Below are 15,682 nucleotides of genomic sequence, written 5' to 3' on the forward strand. Positions count from 1 at the left end.
ATGTAATTTGATGACACATGCCGCTTCGGGCGAGTGTCATCAATAAAAAACACTGCCGTTTTCAACTCATATACAAGAAAAATGACTATGCGATATTTGAAACAAGCCTCCATTTCTCTACTGATTTTGACCGCACTTTCATTTTCAGCATCAGGCAATCAATCGGCTCATAAGGCTGAGCATAAACCGAATTTAGCCCATGAGCAGGCCAAATGGATAAAAGCCCAAAATGCGGATGAACTCAAGCGCATAGCTCAGCGGGCAACATTTTTACAGTTGGAAAATCTGTTAAAAAGTGCGGTGAAAAATAACAACGTTTCCGATAACGCCGAGTTATATCTTAACCTCATTGAGTCTTTAAAAGACTATCCATTGCAAATGGATGCTACAACCATCTACATTGATGCCCGCATTAAAAGCGTTAGTAAAGATACGCCATCTGAAGAGGTAAAGGCATTAAAACACGAAATCGAACAAGTTATCGCGCAAAATCCTACGCATTTTTTACGTAATCGATGGGAACAAGGCATTTTCACACTATTAATAAATGCTGATGATACGGAAGGATTAGTCCATTATACACAACTCGTTAAGCCAAGTTCCTTGGAGATGCAAATAGCCGTATTAAATGCCGAACTTCAGCTTGAACGCACAAAAAACGAAACAAATAAAAAACAAAACGCCAACAGCGACTCAAACATTATTTCCCGCTATGAACAACTTTGGTTAAGCAACGGTAAACTCCCTAATGACGCGCAACTCTGGGCAAAATGGTATTCCGATGGCAAACGGACACAAGATAAAATCTACCAAAAAGCCGAGGAACTCTTTGCCCAAAATGATGCGAACGGGATGGCGTTGCTATCATCGGAATTAAATAAAATTGATAGTGCGAAGGAAGACGAAATGGTTTTGGCGAATTTAAAACGCTTTGAATCCCTATTAAAAAATCCGGCAACCCTGCCTGAATTGGCTGATAGACTACCGCTGATTGAAGAAAATAACAAAATCGTCACAAAATTTGCAGTGGTGCAGACCTTTCCTCGTTATTTACGCACTCTATCGGAAACAATGAAAGAGCCTAACTTTGCCCTCTATCAACAATGGGCAAAAAATTGGCAATTAACAGATACGCAAATTCGTGAGTGGGAAATTGCTTTTCTTGGTCGTTTTTTTGACAATGAAAGCCCGAATTTTCAACAATGGCGGGATGCGGAAATTCTCAAATTAAAAGCAGATAACCTTACCGAACGCCGTTTGCGTATGGCCATTTGGCAAAAAACCGATTTAACCCCATGGCTCAACGCACTTTCAGCAGAAGGTCAGCAAAAACAGGAATGGCGTTATTGGCAGGCCAAAACAATAGCAAAACGCGATAGCAAAAAAACAAAAGAAATATTGACCGCACTTTCTGACGAACGCGGTTTTTATCCAATGTTGGCAGCCGCCAAATTACATCCAAAAACCCGTGGCAACGGTTATGATTTCGGTCAACCTGAATTACTTATTGCCCCGAGTATCTCCGATCCTTATTGGGCTGATGAATTCAAAAAAGTAAAACCGGCATTGGAAGAAATTGCCGAACTACGTCAACTCGAAAGATTTGGCCCGGCTAAACAGCGTTGGCGTTTCTTGTTGGAAAATCTATCTGGTGATGCCAAAAAAGAGAAACAAATGGCGCTTAGTCAATATGCCAACCAACAAAACTGGTTTGATTTAGGTGTGGATGGCTCCATCATTGCTAAAGCGTTTGATTACATTCAGTTGCGCTTACCAATTGCTTATAGCGATTATTATGATATTGCTCTCAAAAGCCGCCCGGCATTAAGCAAAACCAAACCGCAAGCCGCGCTAAATACCAATGTCAGTAAAAGTTTCGCCATGGCGATTTCTCGTCAGGAAAGCGCCTGGAACCCACAAGCACAATCTTCCACCAATGCGCGGGGCTTAATGCAACTTCTGCCGAGCACGGCAAAAGCAACAGCAGACAATGCCAAATTGCCTTATGCGGGCGAGGCGGATTTATTTAAGCCGCTCAATAATATTTTGTTAGGCACGGCACATTTAGCGGAGCTAAACGCCAAATATCCGAATAACCGCATTCTGATCGCCTCAGCTTATAATGCGGGAGCTCATCGCGTGGAAAAATGGTTGGCGCGTGCCAATGGTAAGTTGGAAATGGATGAATTTGTGGCCTCCATTCCGTTCTATGAAACCCGTAGTTATGTTCAAAATGTGCTGACTTACGATTTTTACTATCAAATATTGCAAGAAAAAGAAGATCCACAAACCTTTAGCAATGAGGAATATGATCGGCTATACTAGCCGCACTAGTTTAATAGTATAGGATTGTTGATATGTATATTAGTCGCAATTTAGAACAATGGAACGCCTTTCTCAATATGCTAAAAACCGCATTTGAACAAGGCAAAGAACAAGATGTATTAACCTTATTACTGACTGCCGATGAACGGGATGCCGTGGGGTTACGCTTACAAATTATCGCACAATTATTGGATAAAAACCTACCACAGCGGGAAATTCAACAAAACCTAAATACCAGTGCGGCAACCATTACTCGAGGTTCCAATATGTTAAAAACGATGGATCCCGAATTTATCGACTGGATAAAAAATCAACTTAATGCGCAATAAAAAGCTGACTAACATCATTTTGAATCGATTAAATCTGCGTAAATTCAAATTACGCAGATTTCATTTCTCCTACAAAAGTGCGGTGCGTTTTTTAATCCGTTTTTTTCTGGCCACGGTAGCCATTACTTTCATTTTTCGCTTTGTTCCAATCCCCTGCTCTGCTTATATGTTGCAACAAAAAATCGCCCATTTGTTAGACGGTGATTTTGAGTACACCACCCACCACCAATGGGTAAGCATTGACGATATTGCTTGGCCAATGCAACTAGCGGTAATTGCCGCCGAAGATCAGCAATTTCCCGAACATTACGGTTTTGATTTCAGTGCCATTGAAAAAGCATTCAAACATAATCAAAAAAGTAAACGCACGCGTGGAGCCTCCACTATCTCCCAACAAACGGCAAAAAATCTCTATTTGTGGCATGGGCAAAGCTGGCTACGTAAGGGAATTGAAGTGCCTGCAACTCTGTTGTTGGAAACCTTATGGTCAAAAAAACGCATTTTGGAAGTGTATTTAAACCTTGCGGAATTTGGTGAAGGGATTTATGGCGTGGAAGCAGCCAGCCAATTTTATTTCAAAAAGCCGGCTAAAAATTTATCGCAAAATGAAGCCGCACTTTTGGCGGCAGTGTTGCCTAACCCCATTATTTATAAAGTCAATGCGCCGAGCGCTTATACCAAACGCAGACAATTTTGGATCCAGCATCAAATGAATCAACTGGGAAAATCCTATTTACAAAAATTAGATTAATGGTGATTTATTTCACTTTTCAAAATAAACGAATCACCAAAAAAATAAAAAAATACAGATTATTACATTAATAAAATCCTACTTTTCTTGAAAATATCATCAATTTCCTGTAAGTTTCTTAGCTTTCGTATTTATGCCTTGCTTTTAAGGCGTTATCTAAGGGAGTACTCTTATTTTATGCAACGTTTTCAAAAAATTTTTCAGTCCGAAGCTACCGGTGGCATATTGCTTTTCATCTTTGCTTTGATGGCCATCATTCTCGCCAACACAGCTCTTAGTGAAAGCTATTTCAATTTTTTGGACACCCCGGTCAGTGTACAATTCGGCGCATTCAGCATTGCCAAACCGTTATTAATGTGGGTAAACGATGGGTTTATGGCGGTTTTCTTCGTTTTGGTAGGCATGGAAGTCAAACGTGAAATGTTAGAAGGCTCCCTTTCTAGCTATCAACAGGCAATCTTCCCCGCGATCGCTGCACTAGGAGGCATGATCGTACCTGCTTTAATCTATTTCTTGATTGCACAACATTCCCCGGAAATTCAATCCGGTTGGGCAATTCCCATGGCAACTGACATCGCCTTTGCTTTAGGCATTGTGGCGTTATTAGGTAAGCGCGTGCCATTACCGTTAAAAGTGTTCTTATTAGCGCTTGCCATCATTGATGACCTTGGCGCCATTATCGTTATCGCCGTTTTTTATTCCCATGAACTCAGTACCCAAGCCCTAATTTTGGCCGCTATCACAATTACTATTCTTGTACTCATGAATCGCATGAAAATAGGCGCATTATGCGCTTACATGGTGGTTGGTTTGATTTTATGGGCATCCGTATTAAAATCCGGCGTACACGCTACCCTTGCGGGCGTAATCATCGGTTTCTGCATCCCAATGCGAGGTCGCAAGGGTGAAAAACCATTACATCAATTCGAACATATTTTGACACCGTGGTGCAGCTATTTAATTCTGCCGCTATTTGCCTTCTCCAACGCCGGCGTATCCTTGGAAAACATAGGATTCTCCAGCTTAAGTTCACCGCTCACCCTCGGCATTATGCTCGGTTTAATCATCGGAAAACCGCTTGGTGTCTTCCTATTTAGCTACCTCTCGGTTAAATGCAATCTTGCCAAACTACCACAAGGCATTAATTTCAAACAAATTTTCGCTATTGCCGTGCTGTGTGGCATAGGGTTCACAATGTCCATGTTCCTTGCAGGCCTCGCTTTTGGGGAAACGCCAAATAACAGTTTCGACACACTCTCCCGCTTAGGTATCTTATTAGGCTCAGGCGTATCAGCGATTGTGGGTTATATTTTGTTAAGAAAAACAACATCGAATTAATATCGTTAAAAAAGAAAGCCTTGCAAATCAGCAAGGCTTTTTTATTACTTACAGCAAACCTTCTCACAAGGCTTATCTCGATCCAATCTTCCCATAGTAAACATTAAGATGAATTTTGTTTTAAGCCCAAGAAAGCATTTCCTTGCAATACGTCTTCTCACCACAACTCAATTCTTCATGATTTACTTTTGATTTAGCCATAAGCCCCCAAAGCCAGACAAAGTGCGGTCAAAATTAACAGTGTTTTTCGCATTGCAAAAAAATTCGCAGAAGTATTGGATTATTCTTTTGATGCGATATCTGTTAAAAGTCTCTTAACACGTAACATAAGGCTTTTCCCTGATCGCAATAACACTAAATTAAGCACATACCAGTGTTACTAAAAAACGAGATTAGAGACGATTGAGTGCGATGGGCTATGATAGGTAAAAGTGCTATAGCCTTGTAAATACCAGATAAAACAAAACCCTGCGATTAATTACGCGGGGCTATGTTTAGTTTAATGGCTGGGCGAGACTTGAATTAAACACATAAAGCATTGATTTAAAACAAACTTAACAAACAATTTAAAACTCAGTGTTACTACCGGTGTTACTAAAAATTTTTACTAGGCATTTTTAGCCATTCTTTGATACCCAAAGAATTAAAGCGACAGATATTAAAACAAGGCAAAAACTCTATCAACGTTCAAAATTATATAAAAAGGTGTTCACCTGTTCACTATATATTATATTTCTTTATTTATTATATACTTATATAGTGAATAGGGTGTTCACTAGGTATTCACTAGTGTTCACTCTTTAAAAACCCCATCTAAATTATATTTTCCTATTTATGCCTGTATAAAAAACAAGCAATCAAATCTCACCCACTCAACGTATCCTAACGTAGCTAAACTATTAATTTTTAAGCAATTTACTTCCTGTTTTTTGTGTATATATTGTTCTATGGGCTTTTTATAAGCCGTCTTAATTAAGATGATTTTAAAAGGATTAACTATGTTTAAAAAACTGTTAGAACTACGCCAACAAAAAGCGGAAAAAGTCGCAGCAATGCGCGCTATGTTAGATAAAGCGGAACAAGAAAACCGCTCATTGACCGAAACCGAAAACGTTGACTTTGAAAAGTTGAAAGATTTGGTTAAACAATTGAGCGATGAAATCGCCCGTTATGAAACGGTGGCAGATGAAGAACGTAACATTGCCGACAAAGGCAAACCGGTAGAAACACGCGGTAAAACCTTCAGCAATGACGAACTACGCCACTATATTAAAACGGGTGAATTACGGAATCTTTCCACCACCGGTCAAGAAGATGGCGGTTATACCGTGATCCCACAATTGGATAAAGACGTAATGAAACGCTTAACCGATGATAGCGTGATGCGTCAAATTTGTAACGTGGTCCGCTTGCCGGTTGGTGCGAAAGAATACAAAAAACTTGTTTCCGCCGGTGGTGCGGTGGTGGCCCATGGTGAGGAAGGTCAAGCTCGCAATGGCACCGCCACACCGAAACTCCATGAAGTCACTATTGCATTAAACCCTATCTATGCCTATCCGAAAACCACTCAAGAAATTTTGGACTTCTCCAGTATTGATGTTTTAGGTTGGTTGACTGATGAAATTTCCGAAAGCTTCACCGAAACCGAAGAAACCGACTTAACCGATGGTGACGGCACGAAGAAATCAAAAGGCTTCTTATCCTATGAACGCTCTACCGAAGCGGACAAAGTACGCGCCTTTGGTAAGTTGCAAAAATTAGACGTTGCCGGTGCCGACAAAATCACCGCCGATACGCTAATTGATTTGTTCTACACCTTACACAGCAAATACCGTAAAAATGCCGTTTGGGTGATGTCTTCTACCATTGCGGCGGCATTACAAAAACTCAAAAACAAAAACGGCGATTTTATTTGGCGTGATGGTTTAACCGTAGATGCGCCTTCTACCCTTTTAGGTCGTCCGGTTTACTTCCTTGAGACCATGCCGGCAAGTGGTGCCAATAAACCGGTAGTTGCCTTTGGTGACTTCAAACGCGGTTACTTCATTGTAGATCACGAAACCGGCGTAAGAACCCGCCCTGATAACATTACCGAACCGGGCTTCTACAAAGTCCATACCGATAAATATCTTGGTGGTGGCGTGGTAGATAGTAACGCAATCAAGTTCATTGAAGTTACGGCTTAATCGTCAAATTCCAATGGGGGCAATTAAGCCCCCTTTTTGTTAAAAGGGAAAGTATGAATAAAGAATTTGAAATCCGTTCATCCGAAATCACCGCAGACAGCGAGAATAAAAAACTGGTTGGCTATGTGGTGAAGTGGAACAGCCCTTCTGAAGTGCTTTATTGCGATTTTGTAGAACAATTCAGTGCGAATGCGTTTAGTGAAAGTTTAAGCAGCGGTGCCGATGTACGGGCATTATTTGAACACGATCATACCAAACTATTAGGGCGCACCCGTGCGGGAACCTTAAAACTAGAAGAAGACGCAATAGGCTTACGTTTTGAATTAATGCCACCTGATACCACCTTAGGGCGTGATTTGTTGGTAAGTGTTGAACGCGGCGATATTAGCGGGATGTCTTTCGGCTTTTGGGCTAAAGAAGAAACATGGAATTTTGATGTAGAGCCTTGCCAACGCACAGTGGCCAAAGCGGAATTATTTGAAATCACCGTTACCAGCATTCCTGCCTATCCTGAAAGTAGCGTTGAGATTGCCAAACGATCAATGGCAACCGCGAAGGGAAAAACGCAAAGAAAATCCACCGCACTTTTGAAACAGTGGCTTGATGTGGCGGAGGCGTAATATGTGGAACCCGTTCAGACGAAAAGAACAACGCAGCGCACCGATGGCAATTAATGAACTGCTTTCTTATCTTGGCGTATCAAACACCGGTGCGGGGGAATTTGTCAGCCCGAACACGGCGGAAAGTTTACCGGCAGTGATGAGTGCCGTTACCGTTATTTCAGAAGCGGTGGCCAGTATGCCTTGTTATTTGTATCAACTTAAAGATGATGGCCGCGAGCGTGTTTATCGTCACCCGGTGGACTATCTCTTAAACGAGATGCCAAACCGTAGCCAAACACCGTATCAATTCAAATACACCATGATGCGTCACTGCCTATTAAACGGTAACGCTTATGCGGTGATTGAATGGAACAACAAAGGCGAACCAATCAGCCTTACCCCGTACGAACCAAGTGCGGTCAATATCTATCGCAAAGTTGGTGGTGAGTATATCTATCAAATTACGGACTTAGACGGCAATACCAAAAACTATCTTCAAGATGAAATCCTACATTTACGCCATTCTTCCCTTGATGGCTTCATGGGGCGTTCGCCAATTACGATTTGCCGTGAAACCGTAGGCTTAGGCATTGCTCAACAGAAACATGGATCGGCAATGATGAAAAATGGCTTAATGGCAAGTGGCTTAATTACTACCGCCGAATGGTTAGACGAAGCCAAAGCACAAAAAGCCGTAAAAGCCCTTGAACGTTACAAGGGGGCGAAGAACGCCGGGAAAACACCAATCCTTGAAGGCTCAATGGAATATAAACAGCTAGGCATGACAAACCAAGACGCGGAATGGTTAGCAAGCCGTACATTCACAATTTCCGATATTGCCAGAATCTACAACATTAGCCCGATTTTCTTACAAGACTATTCCAATAGCAGTTATTCAAACTTTAGTGAAGCCAGTCGAGCCTTTTTATCGCAAACCTTGCGCCCATGGCTAACCAATTTTGAACAGCAGCTAAAAGATGCCTTGATGATTGATTTAGGTAGCAACAGCAAGAAACGTTACTTAATCGAATTTGATACAAGCGACTTATTGCGCACAAGTCAAAGCGAACGCTTCAAGAGTTACGATGTGGCAATTAAAGCCGGTGTAATGTGCCCGAATGAAGTTCGCCGCCGTGAAGGTTTATCGCCTTATGAGGGTGGAGAAGAATTTAGCCAAGCATGGAAACAAACCGTAGAAGTAAAACGCGGTGATGAGCAAGAATCAGGGGTAAGCGATGGCAATCATGATTAAGGCCGGAAAGTATAACAAGGTGATTAGCCTACAAAAGCAAGTGAACGAACAGAACGACTACGGCGGTATTGTGAGTAAATGGAAAACCGTTGCCAATATCCGGGCGGCGGTTGAACCATTACAAGGTAGAGAGTTCTTCTCCGGTGCGGTGCCATTAAATGAAAATACTGTGCGCATTCGCATACGTTACGGAACTAATGTTGATAACACTATGCGTGTGAAATATGGGAACCGTTCGCTAGAGATAATCAACATTATTGATAGTAAAGAAGCGCACAAAGAACTACAGCTTATCTGTAAGGAGTTGACTGGCAATGGCGGAAATTAATTTAACGATTGATGAAATCAAGGCGCACTTAAATCTTGATCATGATTTAGATGATGAGTTACTGGAAGCCTATAAGGTGGCCGCCTTAGAAGTATGTCAAAAACATATTGGTAAAACATTTGGGGAAGAAGAAACGGAAAAGACCATACCTTTTACCCCGGCTATTAAGATTGGTTGCTTAATGTATATCGCCTATCTCTACACGAACCGAGAAGCCGTCACAGACTTAGCCAACCTTAAACCGGCACCTATGACGATTTCCGCATTGTGGGAAGTGTATAGAGAACCGTGCGCTTACTAAGGATTTAGTAACCGATGCCATACCAACCGTTAAGACGTTGTAGCTATCCCGAATGTAGAAACAAAGTAAAGTCCGGTAGATGTGAGGAGCATAAACCTAAGGACAACCGCCCAAACAGTAGCGCACGCGGTTACGACCACAAGTGGAGCAAATACCGCGAACAATACTTAAAGCATCATCCCCTTTGTGTGATGTGCTTAGAGCAAGGCAAATATACACCGGCAACAGTGATAGACCATATTAAGCCGGTAGAGAACGGACAAGCCGATCCGTTGTTTTGGGTAGCAAGCAATCATCAGCCTTTATGTCGTGATTGTCACAGCTATAAAACACGAGTGATAGACCAACGCGGATTTGGTGCGAAGAAAATTGATTAGACCGGGTGGGGGCAATTTAAAAAAGAAAGTGGCAACCCTTCGGAACCGCCCGCCCAACTCAATTTTTACGCAAGGCAATTTTTTTGAAAATAAGGAAATGTATGAGCAAGAGAAGAAACTATAAAACCCCTGATTTTTTAGATGGTATCGCTAAAACCCAATGGAAAAGCCGAATTAAACAACTTTCAGAGCGTGGCGATATTAAAGCAGAAGATTTAACGAACCTTGAAATTTATTGCGAAAACTACGCAATTTGGCGTCATTCCGTAGCAGATTTAGCAAAAAATGGCTTCATTATTGTTAATAGTCAAGGAACTCAATCAAGAAATCCAGCTTTGTCAGCGAAAGCAGATGCCGAAAAGGTGATGATTAAGATGTCATCATTGCTAGGTTTCGACCCTGTAAGCCGCAGAAAAAATCCTATTGAAGTAGATGAAAACGATATCTTAGATGAAATCCTAACTATGTAGGCGAAATATGGAAATATGGCAAGCATACGCAGAGAAAATCAAATCGGGTGAGTTAGTGGCTTGTAAGAAGATAAAACAAGCCGTAGAGCGTTATTTTAACGATTTAAACAATCCTGATTATTTCTTTGATAAAAGCGCGGTTGATAAGTTTCTAGCTTTCTCGAAACTATGCCCACACGTTAAAGGACACTTACGCGGACAGCCTATTATCCTTTCAGATTGGCAAGTCTTTCTCTTTGCCAATATTCTAGGCTTTAAGCGTAAAGACACAGGATTAAGAAAATATCGCTCCGCTTACGTTCAAGTAGCAAGAAAGAACGCTAAATCAACGATAGCAGCCGTTTTAGCTAACTGGTTTCTAGTGATGGAAGGCGGACAGCAGGATATATACACCGCAGCCGTTAGCCGAGATCAAGCAAGAATTGTTTTTGATGATGCTCGTCAAATGTGCTTACTTTCAGCTCCATTGAAAAAACGCCTTAACATTCAACAACACAAGCTAATCAATCCGAAGAACAATAGCATTATGCGACCGCTTGCCGCTAAATCTTCAACGATTGAAGGAACTAACCCTAGTTTAGCTATTGTAGATGAATATCACCTACACGCAGACAACAGCGTATATAGCGCGTTAGAGCTAGGGCAAGGCGCACGCCCTGAAGGTTTACTCTTTGCTATTACAACAGCCGGAAGTAACGTTATTTCAGCCTGTAAACAGCATTATGATTATTGCGCTCAAATCCTTGAAGGAAATGAGCAGAATGAAAGCCTATTTGTGTTGATTTTTGAGTTAGACGAAGAAAATGAAATCGACAATCAAGAGAACTGGATAAAAGCAAATCCGAATATAGGTAAATCCATTCCTTACCTTGATTTTGAGAACACTATCAAGAAGGCTAGGGGTATTCCGTCCGAATGGGTAGAAATGCTAACTAAGCGCTTTAATGTATGGTGTCAAGGCTCTACGCCGTGGCTAGGTGATGGAAACTGGGCGCAATGTGAACGGCAGTACACGGAAAGCGATTTACTTCATCAAGATTGCTATTTAGGGCTAGATTTATCAAGTACCAACGACTTAACAAGCCTTTGTTATACATTCCCACACGGAAACAAAGTGCGCTTGCTTACACGGCACTACATTCCCGAATTCCAACTTAACAACGTGGCAAATAAAAACCGCGCAATGTATCGAAACTGGGTGCGCAGTGGTTGGCTAATAGCAACGGAAGGGGATTGCATCGACTACGACAAAATCAGAGACGATATTCTGAAAGATGCTGAACGTTTCAATATCAAAATGACAGGCTTTGATGTATGGAACGCAACCCATTTACGAACACAATTACAAGCGGCGGGGCTTGAAGTAGAGCCATTCCCGCAAACATACCAACGATTTAGTCCAGTGGCAAAAAGTGCGGAAGTTTTAATAAACAGACAGATGATAGAACACAACGGCGATCCGGTGCTTGCGTGGGCTTTATCAAATGTAGTTATGGAAACAGACGCGAACGCCAATATTAAACCAAACAAGAAGAAAGCCGCAAACAAGATAGACCCAGCAGTCGCCTTCCTAATGTCTTTCGGCACTTATCAACTTGAATACGGTGATTTAATTTTCGAACTATCAGACGAACACAAACACGCATTGGAACAATTTAACGGGATTGATTTATGAGATGTAAACAGGCAAAACAAAACTTACTTCTTTCAGCGGTGAATCACTATAAAAAATCGACCGCACTTTTTACCTTTGTCAGCCTTTACGATGATGAAGAACCCTATCCAATAAGTGAAGTTATTCACGCATTAAAATGTAAATGTAATGCGGCCAAGCGAGAAATAGACAGCCGACCAAATAGCCCGAATATGGACGCGTTAGAAACGATTTACTTTATTGCCAAGAAACAGCTTGATACCATGCTAAAACAGCAAAAAAGAATCAATGCCGGTAAGTGATGAAGAATAAAATATTTCCCTTATACTATTGAATCTTTTCTCCTTTGTTACTATGTTATTTATTATAATAACCAGTAAAAACAAGGGGGGAACTATGGGGTTGATACTAGTTACAATAAAGTGTATGGTTGCTGCTTTTTTTGTCGTATTAGCAATAGTTACCTTTCAAGACTGGTGGTTTATTGTGGCCTTTGGTTTAGCCGGCGGGCTTTCATTTACTATCGGTTGGCTTATTTACGATGAATATAAGCGCCGGAAAGAAAATAAACGGTTGGTGGACGAGCGAGAAAAAAGAAAGAATAGTTGGGTAGAACATGAAATTAATCGTCCGATTATTCAAAAGACTTTACAGAAGCAGAAAGAAAATAAGCCACTTATTACCGGCACGATAAACTGGATAGACGGCAGCACCGGCAAAGAAACCACTTTAATAGATATTAGTGTTGATATAAAAAACAAGTAACCGAATAAAGCGCACCTAGGCTGATCCCCGAAAGCAAGAAACCTTATCTTGTTGGTGCGTTCCTATCATAAGGGCAAATGCGAAAGGGGCATTTATGAAAATATCGTTACCCAAGAAAAATTCCTATTCATTGGAAGAATTACCTTCATTCTTATCTAAAACATACAATTTAGATATAGTACATGATGATCTGATTACCTATGCCAGGGAAGGAAAATTAAAAACATGTATCAGATTAGAAGGCAATACTAAGGGTGTTTATGCTATTGGCAGAATTAAGATGAATGAAGAAGATTATTTACAAATTCACACACCGCCTACTACGATATTTTTTAATAGCACCGCCAAAAAATTCTTTCTGCCACATGATTTACATTTAGAAGATGACAATGTGTATTTTGGCGCAAGATTGCCTATGTTAGATTATTTTTATCAACAAGTTAAGGATGGCAATAGAGATTATAATAATATAGTGAGTAAGATTAAAACTAACATAAATGAATTTATAGAAAGCTCAAAATCTCTACCTGAGTATGAGTATCAGCTATTACTAAGACCAAAAGAATTTAATTATATTTTTTCTGCTGATTTCTATCTACCTCAAGCAATTTATAATACAAATACAAAATTATTAAAAGAACATATAATACCTATTAATTTTAGCGATGATAATTTTTATCTACTAGAAAATACTAATATTAAAACCATTCTTATTAATTTAGCATTGAAATTATCATCGGCGCCAACACTTGCCATACATTTCAAGCAAATTGAAGTGTTACATTCCGACTTGATGGCATTCTTGGGTATTTCTGATAAATCTCAAGAAAACTATTCAGATATTCTCCAAGAAATAGAAAGATTAAAATCCGAGTTAGAGGAAAAGGACAAAAAAATAACTGAATTACAGACCGCACTTGATAAGATGAATTATCCAATACAATTAAATAAGTTCATGGAGAATGACCGCTTAGCATTAGCCATTCAAGCCAGAAAGGAATATTGGGCGAACTACGATCCAAACTTAAATAACGCCCCTAAAGCAGAAGCAACAGCCAAAGAAATCCAAGAAAAATATAACCTTTCTCAAAAACAAGCAACCGCGATAGAAATCGTCGCCTGTCCTATCAATCGTAACTAATTGATTTTAAAGCTCTCATAGCAAAGGGTGATAGCAAAAGTTAACTATCACCCTATTGCTATAATCCCACCTAAATCATTTGTAATACCTCCCGTTCGAACAACTCAACGGAATAGAACGCTATTCCACATAGTTAAACTACGAGAGGTATTTTTTATGAGCCAATCTCAAACCCAATCTAAAAAACTTATCACCGGTGCCGATGTTTGCCAACGCGTAAGCTTTGGACGCACCAAACTCAATGAGCTTGTAAAAGCTAAACAATTCCCACAACCGATCCGCTTTTCACAAAACTTTGTCCGTTGGGATTTAGAAGAAGTGAATGCGTGGATTGAAGAACAAAAAGCCGCACGCGCTTAAGGTGGTGGAAGATGAACGAAGCAAGAAAACCAACACAATTCTTAAAAGTGTTACACCGTTTAATTCTTTCTAGCATTAGCGGCATTGATGGTTATTCAATGGGCATGACGTCAGCGCGTAACTATATCAGTGAACTTGAACGCAATCATTTAATCGGCAAAGTGAAACGTACAACGGAAAAGACTGCAGATGGAATGGGGCAATATTACCGCTATGAAATCGCAGATGCCGAACAGTTAAAACAGGTGATTGCCATTTATAAGGCTAAGGGAGGTGAGCTTACTGCGCATGAAGAACAGCAAGCCTACTTTCGATTCCGTTAAAAGAAAAACGCCGCAAGGCTCAACCCAAGCGGCGCATTCCCCTACCTTAAGAATCACTCAGAAGGTAGATAACCTAAATTACATGAGAGCGGAAACTGCGGAACACACTTTGAACGCTAATGAATGATTTTAGCGACCATGAGCCAAACACAAAGCACACGCCACGTTTCCCGATCTAAATCCATAAAAGGAATTAATATGAATTTAAATCACGTTAATTATAAACAATATGAAAATAATTACAATACATTTTACTTTACAAAGTGCAGTCAAATTTGCGACTATGTCCACGCCTTAGCAAAATCTAAGGTCAGCCGTGGAAAGCTGAATTATTTACATCAGGCGAACGATAGCACGCCTTTTAACCGTGCTTTTTTTGTTCGTAACATTCGCACACCTCAAGAATTTGCGGATTTTGTTTTATTTAATCTAAAAATTCATTCAATGGTAGAGCGTAATAGGCAGTCTTTGACTGGCTGCCCTCCTGATGTGGCAGTTTTCCACCCTGTTATGCTCTACCGCCCGACCGTGGAAAGTCTAGCGGTAGATTCTGAAAATCAACATCAGGAATCTACGCAAATGTATCAATTCATTTTTGCGGCTATTCGCCGTACCGATTTATCTAATCAGATTCAAAAAATCCGTATCACCGCTGATACTGAACAAGCCGCGCGCGCCCAATTCGCCCGTGATTTTGTTCTTGTACTTACCGGCAAAATCAATCTTCAAAACACCGTGAAAAACGACCGCACTTTTGCGGCAATCTCTCGTGATTCTATGGAGGTGGCTCATGCGTAATGAAGAAATTACCAAAGCACTTGAAGGATTGTGGGAAGCTCAAGCAATTTCAGAACTAATTAGCAAAGGCGATGGAACGATTGATAAGGTTGAGTGCGCCACCTATGAAGCCGCCTTCCGTGCCGTATCAAAATTAATCCTCACTTCTGTAATGTCGTTAGAAGAAGAGCTTTAGGGAGGGACAAAATCATGAAGAAATTAGACGCGATGGACGAAATCACAAAAAATCTTGCTCAAGCAGAAGCTATTTTGCTGATGGTGGATAACAACACAAGGGAGAAAGCATTAAGCGATTCACTTTGGGCAGTGCGAGATCTGATTGTGCGGACTAAAGACGCAGTGAATGTACTTTGGGAGGGGGGCAATAATGAAAGTAAGTAAC

20 protein-coding genes are annotated in these 15,682 nt (G+C 40.7%); all 20 read left to right on the forward strand.

Annotated features, from left to right (window positions below; genetic code table 11):
• Positions 1 to 87: 87 nt before the first annotated feature.
• Positions 88 to 2,325 (forward strand): transglycosylase SLT domain-containing protein, encoded by a 2,238-nt coding sequence (locus DK428_RS10805; protein ID WP_109063903.1) that lies wholly within the window; start codon positions 88 to 90, stop codon positions 2,323 to 2,325.
• A 32-nt stretch (positions 2,326 to 2,357) separates the two neighbouring features.
• Positions 2,358 to 2,654: a trp operon repressor gene (gene trpR / locus DK428_RS10810; RefSeq protein ID WP_005701046.1), complete on the forward strand. Its 297-nt coding sequence runs from the start codon at positions 2,358 to 2,360 to the stop codon at positions 2,652 to 2,654.
• Complete coding sequence (mtgA, locus tag DK428_RS10815) at positions 2,644 to 3,405, forward strand: monofunctional biosynthetic peptidoglycan transglycosylase (protein ID WP_239493766.1); 762 nt, start codon at positions 2,644 to 2,646, stop codon at positions 3,403 to 3,405. Before trpR ends, mtgA begins: the two co-directional genes overlap by 11 nt.
• A gap of 177 nt (positions 3,406 to 3,582) precedes the next feature.
• Entirely contained in the window at positions 3,583 to 4,743 is a 1,161-nt protein-coding gene (gene nhaA, locus DK428_RS10820) for a Na+/H+ antiporter NhaA (protein WP_109063904.1), read from the forward strand.
• A gap of 998 nt (positions 4,744 to 5,741) precedes the next feature.
• Entirely contained in the window at positions 5,742 to 6,929 is a 1,188-nt protein-coding gene (locus tag DK428_RS10825; RefSeq protein ID WP_109063905.1) for a phage major capsid protein, read from the forward strand.
• 53 nt (positions 6,930 to 6,982) lie between these two features.
• Entirely contained in the window at positions 6,983 to 7,549 is a 567-nt protein-coding gene (locus DK428_RS10830; protein WP_109063906.1) for an HK97 family phage prohead protease, read from the forward strand.
• A 1-nt stretch (position 7,550) separates the two neighbouring features.
• Positions 7,551 to 8,783 carry a phage portal protein gene (locus DK428_RS10835; RefSeq protein ID WP_109063907.1) on the forward strand — a complete coding sequence of 411 codons (1,233 nt, stop codon included), beginning with the start codon at positions 7,551 to 7,553 and terminating at the stop codon, positions 8,781 to 8,783.
• Positions 8,767 to 9,111 carry a phage head closure protein gene (locus DK428_RS10840; RefSeq protein WP_006719252.1) on the forward strand — a complete coding sequence of 115 codons (345 nt, stop codon included), beginning with the start codon at positions 8,767 to 8,769 and terminating at the stop codon, positions 9,109 to 9,111. Before DK428_RS10835 ends, DK428_RS10840 begins: the two co-directional genes overlap by 17 nt.
• Positions 9,098 to 9,412 (forward strand): head-tail connector protein, encoded by a 315-nt coding sequence (locus tag DK428_RS10845; protein WP_048953991.1) that lies wholly within the window; start codon positions 9,098 to 9,100, stop codon positions 9,410 to 9,412. Before DK428_RS10840 ends, DK428_RS10845 begins: the two co-directional genes overlap by 14 nt.
• A 14-nt stretch (positions 9,413 to 9,426) precedes the next feature.
• Positions 9,427 to 9,789: an HNH endonuclease signature motif containing protein gene (locus DK428_RS10850; RefSeq protein ID WP_109063908.1), complete on the forward strand. Its 363-nt coding sequence runs from the start codon at positions 9,427 to 9,429 to the stop codon at positions 9,787 to 9,789.
• Between the two features lie 101 nt (positions 9,790 to 9,890).
• A complete protein-coding gene (locus DK428_RS10855) occupies positions 9,891 to 10,259 on the forward strand; it encodes a phage terminase small subunit P27 family (protein WP_005698535.1) in 369 nt (122 codons plus the stop codon).
• A gap of 7 nt (positions 10,260 to 10,266) precedes the next feature.
• Complete coding sequence (locus tag DK428_RS10860) at positions 10,267 to 11,934, forward strand: terminase large subunit (protein WP_109063909.1); 1,668 nt, start codon at positions 10,267 to 10,269, stop codon at positions 11,932 to 11,934.
• Entirely contained in the window at positions 11,931 to 12,215 is a 285-nt protein-coding gene (locus tag DK428_RS10865; RefSeq protein ID WP_109063910.1) for a hypothetical protein, read from the forward strand. The genes DK428_RS10860 and DK428_RS10865 overlap by 4 nt, the downstream gene beginning before the upstream one ends.
• A gap of 94 nt (positions 12,216 to 12,309) precedes the next feature.
• Positions 12,310 to 12,678 (forward strand): hypothetical protein, encoded by a 369-nt coding sequence (locus DK428_RS10870; protein ID WP_109063911.1) that lies wholly within the window; start codon positions 12,310 to 12,312, stop codon positions 12,676 to 12,678.
• Between the two features lie 94 nt (positions 12,679 to 12,772).
• Entirely contained in the window at positions 12,773 to 13,819 is a 1,047-nt protein-coding gene (locus DK428_RS10875) for a hypothetical protein (protein ID WP_109063912.1), read from the forward strand.
• A 156-nt stretch (positions 13,820 to 13,975) separates the two neighbouring features.
• Complete coding sequence (locus tag DK428_RS10880; RefSeq protein WP_109063913.1) at positions 13,976 to 14,179, forward strand: helix-turn-helix transcriptional regulator; 204 nt, start codon at positions 13,976 to 13,978, stop codon at positions 14,177 to 14,179.
• 11 nt (positions 14,180 to 14,190) lie between these two features.
• Positions 14,191 to 14,502, forward strand: a complete 312-nt coding sequence (locus DK428_RS10885; RefSeq protein WP_109063914.1) for a hypothetical protein — start codon at positions 14,191 to 14,193, stop codon at positions 14,500 to 14,502.
• A gap of 198 nt (positions 14,503 to 14,700) precedes the next feature.
• Positions 14,701 to 15,300: a host cell division inhibitor Icd-like protein gene (locus DK428_RS10890; protein WP_109063915.1), complete on the forward strand. Its 600-nt coding sequence runs from the start codon at positions 14,701 to 14,703 to the stop codon at positions 15,298 to 15,300.
• Positions 15,293 to 15,475 (forward strand): hypothetical protein, encoded by a 183-nt coding sequence (locus DK428_RS10895; protein ID WP_109063916.1) that lies wholly within the window; start codon positions 15,293 to 15,295, stop codon positions 15,473 to 15,475. Before DK428_RS10890 ends, DK428_RS10895 begins: the two co-directional genes overlap by 8 nt.
• 14 nt (positions 15,476 to 15,489) lie before the next feature.
• Positions 15,490 to 15,681, forward strand: coding sequence for a hypothetical protein (locus tag DK428_RS10900; RefSeq protein ID WP_006719240.1), 192 nt, complete (start codon positions 15,490 to 15,492; stop codon positions 15,679 to 15,681).
• Position 15,682 lies beyond the last annotated feature (1 nt).

Origin of the sequence: Aggregatibacter kilianii (assembly GCF_003130255.1) — a bacterium.
GTDB classification, from domain to species: Bacteria; Pseudomonadota; Gammaproteobacteria; order Enterobacterales; family Pasteurellaceae; genus Aggregatibacter; species Aggregatibacter kilianii.

Bases quoted from the DNA above. Each gene is read 5' to 3' on its own strand.
- DK428_RS10805 (WP_109063903.1), top strand. From the start codon at position 88: ATGCGATATTTGAAACAAGCCTCCATTTCTCTACTGATTTTGACCGCA.
- trpR (WP_005701046.1), top strand. From the start codon at position 2,358: ATGTATATTAGTCGCAATTTAGAACAATGGAACGCCTTTCTCAATATG.
- mtgA (WP_239493766.1), top strand. From the start codon at position 2,644: ATGCGCAATAAAAAGCTGACTAACATCATTTTGAATCGATTAAATCTG.
- nhaA (WP_109063904.1), top strand. From the start codon at position 3,583: ATGCAACGTTTTCAAAAAATTTTTCAGTCCGAAGCTACCGGTGGCATA.
- DK428_RS10825 (WP_109063905.1), top strand. From the start codon at position 5,742: ATGTTTAAAAAACTGTTAGAACTACGCCAACAAAAAGCGGAAAAAGTC.
- DK428_RS10830 (WP_109063906.1), top strand. From the start codon at position 6,983: ATGAATAAAGAATTTGAAATCCGTTCATCCGAAATCACCGCAGACAGC.
- DK428_RS10835 (WP_109063907.1), top strand. From the start codon at position 7,551: ATGTGGAACCCGTTCAGACGAAAAGAACAACGCAGCGCACCGATGGCA.
- DK428_RS10840 (WP_006719252.1), top strand. From the start codon at position 8,767: ATGGCAATCATGATTAAGGCCGGAAAGTATAACAAGGTGATTAGCCTA.
- DK428_RS10845 (WP_048953991.1), top strand. From the start codon at position 9,098: ATGGCGGAAATTAATTTAACGATTGATGAAATCAAGGCGCACTTAAAT.
- DK428_RS10850 (WP_109063908.1), top strand. From the start codon at position 9,427: ATGCCATACCAACCGTTAAGACGTTGTAGCTATCCCGAATGTAGAAAC.
- DK428_RS10855 (WP_005698535.1), top strand. From the start codon at position 9,891: ATGAGCAAGAGAAGAAACTATAAAACCCCTGATTTTTTAGATGGTATC.
- DK428_RS10860 (WP_109063909.1), top strand. From the start codon at position 10,267: ATGGAAATATGGCAAGCATACGCAGAGAAAATCAAATCGGGTGAGTTA.
- DK428_RS10865 (WP_109063910.1), top strand. From the start codon at position 11,931: ATGAGATGTAAACAGGCAAAACAAAACTTACTTCTTTCAGCGGTGAAT.
- DK428_RS10870 (WP_109063911.1), top strand. From the start codon at position 12,310: ATGGGGTTGATACTAGTTACAATAAAGTGTATGGTTGCTGCTTTTTTT.
- DK428_RS10875 (WP_109063912.1), top strand. From the start codon at position 12,773: ATGAAAATATCGTTACCCAAGAAAAATTCCTATTCATTGGAAGAATTA.
- DK428_RS10880 (WP_109063913.1), top strand. From the start codon at position 13,976: ATGAGCCAATCTCAAACCCAATCTAAAAAACTTATCACCGGTGCCGAT.
- DK428_RS10885 (WP_109063914.1), top strand. From the start codon at position 14,191: ATGAACGAAGCAAGAAAACCAACACAATTCTTAAAAGTGTTACACCGT.
- DK428_RS10890 (WP_109063915.1), top strand. From the start codon at position 14,701: ATGAATTTAAATCACGTTAATTATAAACAATATGAAAATAATTACAAT.
- DK428_RS10895 (WP_109063916.1), top strand. From the start codon at position 15,293: ATGCGTAATGAAGAAATTACCAAAGCACTTGAAGGATTGTGGGAAGCT.
- DK428_RS10900 (WP_006719240.1), top strand. From the start codon at position 15,490: ATGAAGAAATTAGACGCGATGGACGAAATCACAAAAAATCTTGCTCAA.